This is a genomic window from Lawsonibacter hominis (genome assembly GCF_014287895.1).
GTDB classification, from domain to species: domain Bacteria; phylum Bacillota; class Clostridia; order Oscillospirales; family Oscillospiraceae; genus Lawsonibacter_A; species Lawsonibacter_A hominis.
Genome location: NZ_JACOPP010000047.1, coordinates 1 through 13,300, shown reverse-complemented (window position 1 = coordinate 13,300; position 13,300 = coordinate 1). Strand labels below are relative to the sequence as shown.

Below are 13,300 nucleotides of genomic sequence, written 5' to 3'. Positions count from 1 at the left end.
CATATCGCTCTGGTTGGCCGCCGTTTCATTTTGAGATGCGCAGCGGCCTGATTAGGCGCGCCATTTTTCTCTTTTCAGTATTTTGATTTTCCCCCCTTGACAAAACTTAGCAGGTCTTACGGTTATTATACCACATAGAGGCTTCTGGCACTACTTTGTCAACAGGTCCCTTATCTTACCTTATCCGACTTTCTCTGAAGCCAACGAGAGGATTGACCGCTATTCCTGCCATTGAATTTCTGGATGAACACCTACAACCTTTCAGCAGCTTTTTGGCAATCTTTGAAATCAGCAAGGATGATATTCTTGTACCCGTTGGATCCAAAGGTGCATTGGACAGCTACAAAGGTGAACTTGAAAAATCTCTGTCAGCGCTGAAGCAAAAACGAGATGATCATCCCGAATTGTTTGAAACAGACGACAGTAGTGATTCTGGGAAAAAATCGCTTTTGGATGCGCTTTATGAAGAGGGCGTTATCCCCACCTATTCTTTCCCAAAAAATGTTGTTAGCACATACATTTCCGATATAAGTGGGAGAGTAAAGTATCAGGTTGAGCGCGGATTAGATGTTGCCATTGGTGAATATGCGCCTGGCAGAGCGATTGTTGTTGATAAGACGACCTACCAGATCGGTGGCTTGTATTATCCTGGAGGAGAGCGAAGCGAAAAGACTGCTGCATCTCCAGCCAAAGCATTTATTCAGGATGCAAGCTACTGGAAAAGCATTCGCACCTGCAGTCAGTGTGGTTGGTTTGGCTTAGAAGAGGATAACCCTGATACTTGTCCTTTCTGTGGCAATAGCGCATTGACAAATATGTTGCCAATGCTACGCCCATGGGGATTCGCACCACGAAATGCCACATCCATTGAAACAGCACAATTGAATGAAGAATACTCAGCAACTCAGCAACCTCTATATTCCACACTACCCGATGCAGATGATGTTACGGCGGTTAATGGATGTGCCAACATCCGAATGGCGGTTCGTCCCAATCAGCGAATCATCATGCTTAACAATGGTGTTAGTGGTAAGGGATTCACAATCTGCTGCGACTGCGGTGCTGCAATGCCCGGAGATGACCCCGCTGTCCTTAAGGATGTTTTACGCCCGTATAGATCCAAATTCATTAAAACGCGTTGCAAACATAGTGATACAATCAATGTGAATCTCGGATACGACTTTGTTACAGATATGCTTGTTCTGGAATTTGCTTTAGATCGAAAGCAGATTGATATTAATCCCACCAGAAATTCTTGGCTTAATCGTGCGGGACAGTCTCTTGCAGAAGGTTTGCGTTTGGCTGCGTGTCAGGAATTGGACATTGAATTTACAGAACTTGTGACTGGTTATCGTGTTAGGCAAAATCGTAAAGGAGATTTCGTTGATATCTACTTATATGACAGCCTCTCCAGTGGTGCCGGCTATGCCGTTAGCATTGAATCCTCCATTCGCCAGTTACTTACCAAAACTCAAGAACTTCTTGAAGGCTGTACCTGCGACAGTGCGTGCCACAGGTGCCTAAAGCACTATCGAAATCAATATATCCACAGCGTTCTGGATCGTAAGGCTGCACTTGATTTGTTGAACTGGGGAGAAACAAGAGCAAGAGTATCTGCGGTCCCACAGGGAGAGCAGCAGCATCTTTTGAAATCTTTGGAACAGATACTACAGATTTCTGGCGTACACATTGATGTTAGTCATGCGCCAATTTTTGCGGAGGGAAAGTATAGTAAGAAAAAGATAATCGTATATCCAGCCATGTGGTCGAAACCCATGTCTACAGATACTATTTTTGTGAGTGATGCTAATCTGAAATATGCCAAGCCCTATGCGTTGAAAACCATTTTAGACAATTTATAAGTATGAAAGCCGCAAATCACTGTTTAGCTGATTTGCGGCTTCTCTAACATAAAATGCGATGGAAGTTACGAAAATACTTGTTCTTGTTAATATCCAATTGTGTCATGGGGGAAGGGGTTGCAGTCCAGGAGCTCCAGCAGCTTCCGCTGCAGTTCCTTCTCTCCCAAACGGCCGCAGGCGTTCAGGATCGCCTCCTGAGGCCGGTCCACATAGGCGCTCTGGAACAGTTGGCGGGCCAGGCGGTCATCCCACTTCAGCTCCTCCACCGGCAGCGGCAGCATATCGTCGCTGGCCAGCAGGTCATACAGATCCCAGCCCAGCAGTTGATTGGCCGCCTCCTCGTTCTGGAGGTGTTCTTCCGCCGTGTTGAGCAGCAGTTTCGCCATCTCAAGGGCGGTCTGGGGATCACGCCGGCCAGTTTCCACCAGGAGATCCATGGTGTGCATCTCCGCCAGTTCCTCCTCAGACCAGCGGCTGGCCGCCTGGGGGAAGGCAGCAATGAGCAGATCCCGGCAGGCCCACTCATTTTCGTCAAAGTCCCACCGGCGCACCATGTCCTCCGGCTCAGCCCGGGAAAACCTGCGGGGCGGTTCCTCCTCAGAGGTATCCGTCACCGTGACGGTGACCTGAACGGATGGCGTGGCCGCCTGCATCAGTTTGGCCTTTTCCGAGGGATGGAGCGAGGAAATGCTGCCGAAATCGCCGCAATAGCCGCACTCCCGCCGGCTGCCCCGGATTTTTACGGGACTGCCGCAGTGCGGGCAACGAATGGCCGCCATAGAGGACGCCTCCCTTCCTGCTGCCATTGTACCGAGGAGCCGCCTGTTTGACAAGACCTATCGGCTCAGCATCCAGGCAATGCCGGCGGCGGTGCGCTCCGCCGCATGGTCGTGGTGGTTGCCGGGGTTCAGTTGGAATACTGTGTCGATCCCCTTGTCCTGATAGAATGCCTGGATTTCCTCCGTGTTCTGCCGGACGCTCCGCAGGATCGGGTTCCGGGTCTTGCTCTCCTTGTCTCCCAGGGAGAAGTACACGCAGTCCGGCCGGCGCTTTGGCTCGTGGGAGAAGATGTACTCCTTCATGCCGGGAAACCAGAGGGAACCGGACATGCTGCCCACCCGGGAAAACAGATCCGTCCGGTAGATGGCGTACAGGGCAAACAGCCCGGCCAGAGAGTACCCGGCGATTCCTCGCCAACAAGGGACGCCGGCAATCTTTTTCTCTGCCGTTGCAATAATCTCCTCGGTCAGAAGCCGCAGATAGTCGTCTGCGCCGCCAGTGCAGGCATCAGCATTTCTGAAGGCAGGCGGACTGTCCCAGGGAACCATATCGTGGTTCCAGTCCAGATCACTGATGGCCACCAATGTGAACGGCGGACAGCCGGCAGTCTGCGTGGCTTCGTATACCTTCTGTCCCTCGTTGGAGAAGGTATTAAGGTAGATAATAGGTGCGTTTACTTCAAAACTTGGGAAAATGGATATCGTTTTGCCCTTTGTTGATAAAGTGTACATAGCTTGAATCATCCGCTTTCTATTTTGACAGATGGTGTCATACAGAATAGTCCTGCTTATTGGACAAATATAATGCTAAACTAATTTTCCGATGAAAAGAAACAGGATATATCAAAGCTGGATAGCTTTGTTGATATTTGCCAACAACTCCTTGTCGGATTTTGAAATTCCAGTTATACTAAGTACAATATACATCCACAAAGAGAAGATAGGAAGAGTGAAATATAATGCTGCCTCCTGGCCTCTACGAACAAGTCATCAATACCGCCCTGAACCGCGAGCTTTCGGAGATTCCCGACGCCCGTAAATCGGTTGCGCCCATTGACAAAGCAGAAGCCTCCAGGGTGTTGGCGCAGTATCTGGCGGATGTGGTGCAAAGGGGTTTGGAGAATGTATTGGACAACGGCGGGGATATCTCTGCGCAGATCGGCCTCGCCAATCAGATTGTAGACCTCATCCAAAACACAACCCAAGAAGCTGACTTTGCCGCGTTGAGCGTTGAAGCGCGGGCGGAGCAGCTTCTTGCGCTTTTACGGGAGCAGGACCCCCGGCTGGCGGTGGGCAAGACGGCTGCCGACCTGAGCCGACCAGAGACCTCCATCGCCCAGAGCAGCCTGTTCACCGGGGCCATTCATGAGCCCCAGATGTACACGGAGCTCAAAAAGGAGATCGTCTCCGCCGACCGAATTGACATGCTGGTGTCCTTTATCAAGTGGAGTGGCCTTCGGCTTTTGATGGACGAGCTGCGGGAGTTTACCCAAAACGGAGGTAAGCTGCGAATCATCACCACCTCCTACATGGGGGCCACCGATGTGAAAGCCATTGAGGAGTTGCGGGCCCTGCCCAACACCAAAATCAAGGTCAGCTACGACACTAAGCGCACCCGCCTCCACGCCAAGACCTATGTCTTTTACCGGAATACCGGCTTCACCACCGCCTATGTGGGCTCCTCCAACCTATCCAACGCCGCCATCTCCAGCGGTTTGGAATGGAACGTGAAGGTGACCCGCCGGGATCTGCCGGAGACCATTGACAAGATTGCCGCCACCTTCGAGAGCTACTGGAATTCCAACGAATTTGAGTATTACTCCGAGGATCAGAAGGAGCGGCTGGCCCGGGCGCTGAAAGCGGAAAAATACTTCGACGCAAACAACGCCGAAGTCTACACCATGGATATTGCGCCCTACTCTTACCAGCAGGAGATCCTGGACAAGCTGGAAGCGGAGCGCGCCGTCCGGGGCTACACCCGCAACCTGGTGGTGGCTGCCACCGGCACCGGCAAGACGGTGATCTCCGCCCTGGACTACAAGCGATTTTGCAAGCAACATCCCGGGAAAGCATGCCGGCTGCTCTTTGTGGCCCACCGGGAGGAGATTCTGCGGCAGAGCCTGTACACCTTCCGGGCGGTTTTGAAGGACGCCAATTTCGGGGAGCTGTTTGTGGGCAGCTACCGGCCAGAGGGCATTGACCACCTGTTTTTGTCCATTCAGACCTTCAACTCGCAGGATTTCACAGCCAAGACTGCCCCGGATTTTTACGACTACATCGTGGTGGACGAGTTCCACCACGCAGCGGCGCCTACCTATCAGAAGCTGCTGTCCTACTACCAGCCCCAAATCCTCTTGGGCCTGACCGCCACTCCGGAGCGTATGGACGGCAAGAGCGTGCTGCCCTACTTCAGCAACCGGATCGCTGCGGAAATCCGCTTGCCGGAGGCCATTGACCGCAAGCTGCTGTGTCCCTTTCAGTATTTCGGCGTCACCGATACAGTGGATCTGAACACCCTGAAATGGAGCGCCGGCGGCTACGACAAAAATGAGCTCTCGAATCTCTACACCCTCAGCGGCGCCGTGGCCAACCGCCGGGCCGATTTGGTGGTGTCCTCCCTTCTCAAGTATGTGACCGACATTGACGAGGTGAAGGGCCTGGGCTTCTGTGTGTCCATCGAGCACGCGGCGTTTATGTGCCGCTATTTCAATAGTCACGGCATTCCCTCTATTTTCCTGACCGGAAAATCCTCCGATGAGGAGAGAAAAGCCGCCAAAGGGCGGCTGGTAAGCGGCGAGGTCCGTTTCATCTTCGTGGTGGACATCTACAACGAGGGCGTAGACATCCCGGAGGTCAACACGGTGCTGTTCCTGCGGCCCACTGAGTCTTTGACCATTTTCCTCCAGCAGTTGGGGCGTGGCCTGCGGCTTGCGGAGAATAAAGAATGCCTGACCGTGCTGGACTTTATCGGCCAGGCCAACAAGCGGTATAACTTCGAGGACAAGTTTGCCGCCCTGTTGTCCAACACCACCCGCAGCGTGACCCGGGAGATCAAGGACGGCTTTGTCTCCGCGCCCAAGGGCTGCTATATCCAGTTGGAGAAGAAGGCGGCCAAGTACATTTTGGACAACATTCGCGCCTCCTACGGCAATACCGCCGGGCTGGTGTCCCGGGTGGCCAGCTTCGCGGAGGACAGCGGTCTGGAGCTGACCCTGGCAAACTTCCTGGACTATTACCACCTGGACCCCAGGGCACTTTACAAGTTTTCCTCCTTCTCACGCCTCTGCGCCCGGGCGGATGTGATTGCGGATTTCAGCGAGCCGCTGGAGGAAATGCTCACGAAGGCCCTTGGCCGGCTGGCCGTTGTGGACTCCCGGCGTTGGATTCATTTTTTGCTGGACCAGCTGCCCCGGCTGGACGATGTGGACTTTACGGCGCTGGGTGAGCTGGAGCAGCGGATGCTCCAGATGTTCTATGTGACCGTTTGGGGCAAGGCGGCCGAGAGTTGGGCCTCCGATGAGGTGCTGGACAACCTGTACGCCCTTTGGGACAGCCCGGTGCTGTTGAGAGAGTTTCTGGATCTGCTCCGCTACCGGTATGAGCAGATTGATTTCATTGATGAGCCGGTGGATTTGGGCTTTGACTGCCCGCTGGACCTCCACTGCACCTATACCAGGGATCAGCTGCTGGTGGCACTGGATTTCCTGAAGCCGGCCACAGTGCGTGAGGGTGTGAAGTGGTTGCCGGAGAAGCAAGTGGATGTGTTCTTTGTGACGCTGAACAAGGCTGATAAGGACTACTCGCCCACCACCATGTATCAGGATTACTCCATCAACGAAAACCTGTTCCACTGGCAAAGCCAGAACACCACAGCGGAGAATTCGCCCACTGGTCAGCGATACATCCATCATCGAGAGCGTGAAAGTAAGGTGTTGTTGTTTGTCCGGGAGTTCAAAGCGGACCGGGCCACAGGAGGTGCAGGAGCCTATACCTTCCTGGGCACGGCAAACTATGTGAAGCATGACGGGAGCAGGCCCATGAATATCACCTGGAAGCTGGACCGGCCAATTCCGGCGAAGTTTTTGAAGAAGACAAATAAATTGGTGGTGGGATAAATGACTGAAGTGGTTGCAGCCCTGATCTGGGATCAGGATAAGTTTATGATCTGCCAGCGCCCGGCCCACAAGGCCAGAGGGCTGCTGTGGGAGTTTGTGGGCGGCAAGGTGGAACCAGGCGAAACCAAGGAGCAGGCGCTGATCCGGGAGTGCCAGGAGGAAGTGGCTGTCACGCTGAATGTAGGCAAAGTGTTCATGGATGTAATCCACGAATACCCCGATCTGACGGTCCATCTGACCCTGTTCCATGCTACCATCCGGGAAGGCACCCCACAGAAACTGGAACACAACGATATTCGTTGGATTACGGTGGATGAGATCGATCAGTATGCGTTTTGCCCGGCGGATGAGGAGATTTTGAATCAGCTGAAGAAGAGATAAAGCAGAGAGGTGCAGCATGGAAAATTTGTCTTTATTCCATGTATCTGAACCGGTACAGGATCAGATGAGATTTCATCACTCCAACACATTGGATGTTGTAAAAATGGAGTTTTCCAGCACGGAGAGCCTATCCTGGCAGGAGCTATTCTCCGGGTTTGATACGCTCCACGCCATTACATATTCTTCTGGAATCAGCTTTATTTACCGCCTGTTAGATTTTTTTGAGGAAGCAGAGGTCATCTTTGGCTGTGATGAAGTGCTTTCTTACTCCCTGCAAGAGGTTATGGCCTATCAATATAAAACCATTGAGCGAATGCGGGAGACTGCCGGGAAAATGAAGTTGAATCTGGCCTCTCGCATTGAGCAGAAAACGTTGCGCTTTTATGTAGCCCGTAATGTCCTGTCCCATGAAAAGATTTATCTGCTTTCGGCGAGAGACGGTCGAAAGCGGGTCATTATGGGATCGGCCAACATGTCTTTTTCGGCATTTGGAGGTAGGCAGCGAGAGAATATCTGCTATATTGACGGAGACCCGGCTTACGATTGGTATTGGAGCTGCTACTGTCAGCTACGGGAGGACAGTACCGATCAGATTGCAAAGGAATCCATGCTATGTGCAGACGATGGAGAAAATCTGGAAGAACTACCGATTGCCAGAACAGTTTTTGTGAAAAAAGCACTGGTTTTGCAGCCGGCAGAAGATGCATGTGAAGAAGTGAGATTTGTTCTGGATATTAAAAATCTTGCTTCCAAATTTGCGCCTTCTGTGCCCAAACCTGATAAAAAGGGAAAGCTGTTGCTCTCGCCCAAAAAAATTAGGACAGTCCGCCGCCAAGTGGTGACAAACAAAGAAAAGGAGAGAGAACTCCGGAGCGAATATCCTCAGTTGGAGGTGTTTCCTGATGAAGGCATTGCAAAGCTCAATGATGTTATCCTGGATTTGTCTCCGCCGAAGGAAGAAATCGAAAAAGATGTGGGGCTGTTCTTCAAATACATGGATGGATATGAGAAGTTTCACGGCGATGTGAAGGGGTTGCAACGGCGATATTACGAATTTGCCAACTGGTATTTCTGCTCGCCTTTCATGGCCTGTATGCGTGATATGGCTGTGCGGTACAACCAGAATCTACTCCCTTACCCTGTGTTTGGACTGGTATATGGGCAAAGCAAAGCAGGTAAGACCAGCTTTTTGGAAACGCTACTGAAAATGATGATTGGTCAGAAGACGAAAATCTCTGCTCCTGAGTTTACGCGCTCCAGCATCGAAGGGCTCAAACGGACTGTAAAGGGCGCGCCAATTATTGTAGATGATTTGACCAACACCCGTTTTAACCAGCATGCCATTGAAACCATAAAAAATGATGACTTCGGTGTAGCGGATAATCTTCTGCACTATCCGGCAGTCGTCATCAGTGCAAACGAGGATGTAAAAGCCGTTGCGCCGGAAGTGATCCGCCGTACCGTAATCTGTCGGGTGCAGGCAGGTCTTACCAACACGGAAGTCATGCGCAGCAGCATTGTGCGTACAGTACAACGTGAAGTAGGAACCGCCTTGTACCGAGAATATCTGCGCCGAATGCTGGCGATTACGTCAGATCTGTTGGAAGAAATAAAAAGCGACGAATCTGGGAGCGCACCAGACATTTTGGCAGAATCCTCTCGTGTATTAATGGAGATTTTTAAGGAATATTCGGAAATGGCCTGCCCAGAGTATATACGCCACCTTACATTGGAGGACTATTTCAGCGAGAAAGTGACTGGCAGTTATGCCATCAAAACCATTCGCAATGCCTGGAATACCAGCCGGTCGTCCTTCGAAATTTCTGAACGAAATAACGAGATCCGGTATAATGCCGGAGCCACATGGGAAGCAGACCGCATTCTCAAAGAACTTCCCGAAACACTGGAAGCCCATAAATCCAGAGAGTGGGTTGTGATGAATTTGGGGGAAGCAAAGACTTTCTTTGATATCCCTTTCAAAAAGTCCTGGCTGAATCGTTTCCGGAAGAGGTGAGAGGATGGAAAAATATTACAAGTTAGTGCGTGACCGTATTCCAGAAATTATCGAAGCCCATGGGAAAACCTGCATCTGCGAAACGATTTCTGACGAGGACTACATATCACTCCTGGACCAGAAGCTGAACGAGGAGCTGGCGGAGTATCAGGAGAGCAAATCCCTGGAGGAACTGGCCGACCTTCTGGAGGTTATGCAGGCCGTCGTGAAGGCCCGGGGCTGGACCTTGGAGGAATTGGAGCGGGTGCGGGCGGACAAGGCTGCCAAACGGGGCGGATTTGAGAAGAAAATCCTGCTGAAGGAAGTGAATGAGGAGTGCTGAATGGATATTGTACGAGCAAAAGAGCTATTATCTGCTTTAGCTGATGGCATTGATCCTTTCACCGGCGAGCTGTTACCGCAAAACCATGTGTGCAATCAACCTGAAATGATACGGGCCTTTCATGAAGTTTTGAATGCAGTCCCTTCTATATCCAAAAAGAAAAGCCTGCCCCGAAATGCAGGAAAACCTTGGACAGATATTGAGGAAGAAAAGCTGCTGGACGAGTTTGACTCAGGGATGACAACTTCTGCTATTGCCAAGGAACACGGAAGAAGCAGAGGAGCTATTGAGTCCAGATTAGCGGATCTCGGGAAGATCGCAGATACATACTTTAACAGGAAACCGAGGTGACCTCCATGCCAACCTACCGCTCCGCCTCCGGCAGCAGCGCCGAGGACCTGTTCATCGAACTGTTCTCCGACACCTTCGGCGCCGAAAAGGCCGGCTATCTCTACTCCCAGTACCCATTCTCCGACATCTACCAGAACAGCCGGTTTGCCGACTTTCTGATTGAAAACGGTGGGCGGAAGGTGGCCATAGAGGTCGACGACGAGGCCTCCCACAACCCCAAGCTGATCTCCCAGAATAAGTTTTACGACGACCTGCTCAAGCAGAACAGCATGATCTACCTGGGCTGGGATGTGTACCGCTGGGCGGTGCGGCAGATGCAGCAGCAGCCGGAGACTGTCAAGGACGAATTGCGGGTATTCCTGGGCCAGCACCCCAGTTTCAAGGAGATCGAGGACTACCTCCCCACCCAGCGGGGCAAGTCCCTGGACGGCTCCCAGCTGGAGCTGAAGGAGCACCAAAAGCAGGCCCTGGCAGCGCTGGAGGAGATGCGCTGCAATTTTGAGACCATCGCCCTGCTCTACCACGCCACTGGTACCGGCAAGACGGTGACCGCCGTCATGGACGCCAAGCGCTTCGGCAAGCGAACCCTGTTCCTGGCCCACACGGTGGAACTGGTAGATCAGGCCACCAAGACCTTCCGGGAGCTGTGGCCCCGGGCCACGGTGGGCCGCTATGTGGAGAGCATGAAGCAGGGCAACGCCTTCGTGGTCTGCGGCAGCATCCAGAGCGTGGCATTGAATCTGGAGCGGTTCAAGCCGGATGACTTCGGCTATATCATCGTGGACGAGGCACACCACGCCTCCGCGGATACATACCAGAAGGTCCTATCCTACTTTACGCCGGAATTCACCCTGGGCCTGACCGCCACGCCGGAGCGGGCCGACGACAAGAACATCCTGGACATCTTCAAAAATACCGCCCACAAGCTGGACATCCAGACCGCCGCGGAGATTGGCGAGCTGGTGCCGGTGCGGTGCATCCGCATCCATACCAACATCGATCTGACCAAGGTGCGGTTCAACAGCGTCCAGTACAACATCCGGGACCTGGAGAGCAAGATCTATGTGCCGGAGCGCAACCAGCTCATCGTGGACACCTGGCTCCAATATGTGAAGGACAAGCGGACGGTCATCTTCTGCGCCTCCGTCAAGCACGCCCAGGAGATCGCCGGACGGCTCCACGACGCCGGTGTGGCTGCCGAGGCCGTGTCCGGTGAGGTAAAGGCCAGCGACCGCCGGGAGGTGCTGGCCCGGTTTGAAAAGGGCGAGACCAAGGTACTGTGCGCCTGCGATCTGCTCAATGAGGGTTGGGATTGCCCGGCCACGGAAGTGCTGTTCATGGCCCGGCCCACCATGTCCAAGGTGCTCTATACCCAGCAGCTGGGCCGGGGGATGCGGCTGTCCCCCGGCAAGGAGAGTCTGATGGTGTTTGATTTCGTGGACAACGCCAGCCAGTACAACATGCCCTACTCCATGCACCGTCTGTTCCGGCTAAAGGAGTACAAGCCCGGCGCCCTGGTACTGGGCACAAAACAGCAGAAAACCGCCGAACAGGGGCTTTATGACAAGGGCGAACGCCCGGATGCCCTCATCGACTGGCCAGTGGATGCCCTGGACTACGAACTGGTGGACATCTTCAACTGGCAGGAGGAGGCCGCCGGCACGATCTCCCAGATGGAGTTTGTCCGTCGGGTGGACGTGCAGGCCGAGACCATCGAGCGGTATGTCCGGGATGGCCTGCTGGTGCCCGACCTGGTGGTGCCCATGAGCGAGCACCGGACCTTCAAGTATTTCAAAGAAGAGACCCTCCAGAAATATGCGGAGCAGTACGGCTGGACGCTCATCGACGACTCCAACCGCAAGGATCTGTTTCTGGATATGGTACATCAGATGGATATGAGCTACTCCTACAAGCCGGTACTACTCAAGGCGGTACTTCTGTTTGCCGATGACAAGGGACGGGTGAGGCTCAGCGACATCGTCACCTACTTCCGGGAATTCTACGAGGCCCGCCGGGCTGCTGGGCTGGTGGTGGAAAAGGCCAACAGCATCTACGCCAAGGGCGGCTATACCGATGCTCAGGCCCAGCGGAATATCCTGTCCAACCCTTTCAAGCGGTTCGAGGACATGCAGATGCTCCACCACACCAAGACTTTGGGTGTGATCCAGGTGGACGAGTCCGTGTGGAAGAAGCTGACCCGGGAGGAGAAGCAGGAGATCGAGCGGATCTGCGACGAGAAATTGGCAGACTATTATCAGCGGTTCAAGTAATATCCACAGAGAAAGGAAAAGTGCGGGATGAAAGTCATCTGCTTCGGCGACTCCAACACCTACGGCTACGACCCTCGGGGCTATTTCGGCGGGCGCTATGATGCGGACAGTCGATGGGTGGACATCCTGGCCACGGAGACTGGATGGACTGTCTGCAATATGGGGCAGAATGGCCGGGAAATCCCATCTGTCGTTCCCGCCCTGCCTGCCGACACGGATCTGCTGATCGTTATGCTGGGGACCAACGACCTGCTCCAGGGCCAGAGCCCGGAGCAGGCCGCCGAGCGGCTGGAGCGGTTCCTCTCCGGCGTTTCCCTGGATCGAAGCAAAATCCTGCTGATTGCACCGCTGCCGGTGACTCTGGGAGCGTGGGTGCCCAGTCCGCAGCTCATTGAGGACTCCCATGCCTTTGCCCAGCTCTGCCAAACCCTGGCGGAGCGGCTGGGCATCCGCTTTGCCGACGCCGGAAAATGGGATGTCTCCCTGGCCTATGACGGCGTACACTTTACAGAGCAGGGCCACAAAGCCTTTGCCGCCAGCCTTCTGGAGGAACTCAAATGAAACGAATTGTAATTTTACTTTCCTCTCTGCTTTTGCTGTTGACCGGATGCGGTGGAAACACCTCGGACAGCTCCTACGAGCAGATCACCCAGGAAGCGGCCAAAGAAATGATGGATACCCAAGAGGTCATCATCCTGGATGTTCGGGAGCAAGACGAATATGACAGTGGTCACATCCCCAGTGCTGTCCTGCTGCCGGTAGGCATGATTGACGAGGATACTGCCGCCAAAGTGATTCCGGAGAAGGACTCCACGGTGCTGGTCTACTGCCGCAGCGGAAACCGCAGCAAGACCGCATCCGCCGCGCTGGCGGACCTGGGGTACACCAATATTTATGAATTCGGCGGCATCAACACCTGGCCCTATGAGACGGAGCCGTGAGGGCAACGGAAGCCCATAAGCAGTACAAAATCTATATCACCTATACAAAGAATACGGCCGGAGGGCACTTCAACTGAAGTACCCTCCGGCTCTTTTTATTTTCTGCCGTATTTTTCCCGAAGGCTCTGGTGCCCTTCTTGATCCCGGATAAGGTAAAATAAGTTGCGCAAATATAAAAGAGGATAAAAAGAGACATGGTTTGCAGAACTCTGGTAGAATGAAGTTGCGACACACCATTCTGAAAGGAGTCTGTAAACCATGTCCG

11 protein-coding genes are annotated in these 13,300 nt (G+C 53.3%); 9 read left to right on the top strand and 2 right to left on the bottom strand.

The genetic code is table 11. The features are described from left to right. The first annotated feature begins 272 nt into the window (after positions 1-272). Positions 273-1,862: a DUF1998 domain-containing protein gene (locus H8S57_RS16150; RefSeq protein ID WP_186908994.1), complete on the top strand. Its 1,590-nt coding sequence runs from the start codon at positions 273-275 to the stop codon at positions 1,860-1,862. Positions 1,863-1,948: 86 nt separating this feature from the next. On the opposite strand, the gene H8S57_RS16145 is transcribed toward H8S57_RS16150, so the two are convergent. Further along, the gene (locus H8S57_RS16145) at positions 1,949-2,641 is read right to left on the bottom strand and encodes a hypothetical protein (protein ID WP_186908993.1); all 693 of its coding nucleotides are present in this window, start codon (positions 2,639-2,641) and stop codon (positions 1,949-1,951) included. A gap of 57 nt (positions 2,642-2,698) precedes the next feature. Further along, complete coding sequence (locus H8S57_RS16140) at positions 2,699-3,373, bottom strand: alpha/beta hydrolase (protein WP_186908992.1); 675 nt, start codon at positions 3,371-3,373, stop codon at positions 2,699-2,701. Positions 3,374-3,600: 227 nt separating this feature from the next. Here H8S57_RS16140 and H8S57_RS16135 point away from each other — a divergent pair, with 227 nt between their 5' ends. The 8 genes from H8S57_RS16135 to H8S57_RS16100 are packed head-to-tail and all read left to right on the top strand — an operon-like array spanning position 3,601 to position 13,035. After that, entirely contained in the window at positions 3,601-6,756 is a 3,156-nt protein-coding gene (locus tag H8S57_RS16135; RefSeq protein ID WP_186908991.1) for a DEAD/DEAH box helicase, read from the top strand. Next, positions 6,757-7,137 (top strand): (deoxy)nucleoside triphosphate pyrophosphohydrolase, encoded by a 381-nt coding sequence (locus H8S57_RS16130; protein WP_186908990.1) that lies wholly within the window; start codon positions 6,757-6,759, stop codon positions 7,135-7,137. A gap of 16 nt (positions 7,138-7,153) precedes the next feature. Further along, positions 7,154-9,151, top strand: coding sequence for a phospholipase D family protein (locus tag H8S57_RS16125; protein WP_186908989.1), 1,998 nt, complete (start codon positions 7,154-7,156; stop codon positions 9,149-9,151). Between the two features lie 4 nt (positions 9,152-9,155). Beyond that, complete coding sequence (locus tag H8S57_RS16120) at positions 9,156-9,473, top strand: nucleoside triphosphate pyrophosphohydrolase (RefSeq protein ID WP_186908988.1); 318 nt, start codon at positions 9,156-9,158, stop codon at positions 9,471-9,473. Then, entirely contained in the window at positions 9,474-9,824 is a 351-nt protein-coding gene (locus H8S57_RS16115) for a hypothetical protein (RefSeq protein ID WP_186908987.1), read from the top strand. A 5-nt stretch (positions 9,825-9,829) separates the two neighbouring features. Continuing rightward, complete coding sequence (locus tag H8S57_RS16110) at positions 9,830-12,094, top strand: DEAD/DEAH box helicase (RefSeq protein ID WP_186908986.1); 2,265 nt, start codon at positions 9,830-9,832, stop codon at positions 12,092-12,094. Positions 12,095-12,121: 27 nt separating this feature from the next. Next, on the top strand, positions 12,122-12,655 hold the full coding sequence (locus H8S57_RS16105) for a GDSL-type esterase/lipase family protein (RefSeq protein ID WP_186908985.1): 534 nt from the start codon (positions 12,122-12,124) through the stop codon (positions 12,653-12,655). Continuing rightward, positions 12,652-13,035 carry a rhodanese-like domain-containing protein gene (locus tag H8S57_RS16100; protein ID WP_186908984.1) on the top strand — a complete coding sequence of 128 codons (384 nt, stop codon included), beginning with the start codon at positions 12,652-12,654 and terminating at the stop codon, positions 13,033-13,035. The genes H8S57_RS16105 and H8S57_RS16100 overlap by 4 nt, the downstream gene beginning before the upstream one ends. Positions 13,036-13,300: the final 265 nt, after the last annotated feature.

Excerpts from the sequence above, each read along its gene's own strand:
- H8S57_RS16135 (WP_186908991.1), top strand. The coding sequence starts at position 3,601 with ATGCTGCCTCCTGGCCTCTACGAACAAGTCATCAATACCGCCCTGAAC.
- H8S57_RS16140 (WP_186908992.1), bottom strand. The coding sequence starts at position 3,373 with ATGTACACTTTATCAACAAAGGGCAAAACGATATCCATTTTCCCAAGT.
- H8S57_RS16145 (WP_186908993.1), bottom strand. The coding sequence starts at position 2,641 with ATGGCGGCCATTCGTTGCCCGCACTGCGGCAGTCCCGTAAAAATCCGG.
- H8S57_RS16125 (WP_186908989.1), top strand. The coding sequence starts at position 7,154 with ATGGAAAATTTGTCTTTATTCCATGTATCTGAACCGGTACAGGATCAG.
- H8S57_RS16100 (WP_186908984.1), top strand. The coding sequence starts at position 12,652 with ATGAAACGAATTGTAATTTTACTTTCCTCTCTGCTTTTGCTGTTGACC.
- H8S57_RS16115 (WP_186908987.1), top strand. The coding sequence starts at position 9,474 with ATGGATATTGTACGAGCAAAAGAGCTATTATCTGCTTTAGCTGATGGC.
- H8S57_RS16130 (WP_186908990.1), top strand. The coding sequence starts at position 6,757 with ATGACTGAAGTGGTTGCAGCCCTGATCTGGGATCAGGATAAGTTTATG.
- H8S57_RS16105 (WP_186908985.1), top strand. The coding sequence starts at position 12,122 with ATGAAAGTCATCTGCTTCGGCGACTCCAACACCTACGGCTACGACCCT.
- H8S57_RS16120 (WP_186908988.1), top strand. The coding sequence starts at position 9,156 with ATGGAAAAATATTACAAGTTAGTGCGTGACCGTATTCCAGAAATTATC.
- H8S57_RS16110 (WP_186908986.1), top strand. The coding sequence starts at position 9,830 with ATGCCAACCTACCGCTCCGCCTCCGGCAGCAGCGCCGAGGACCTGTTC.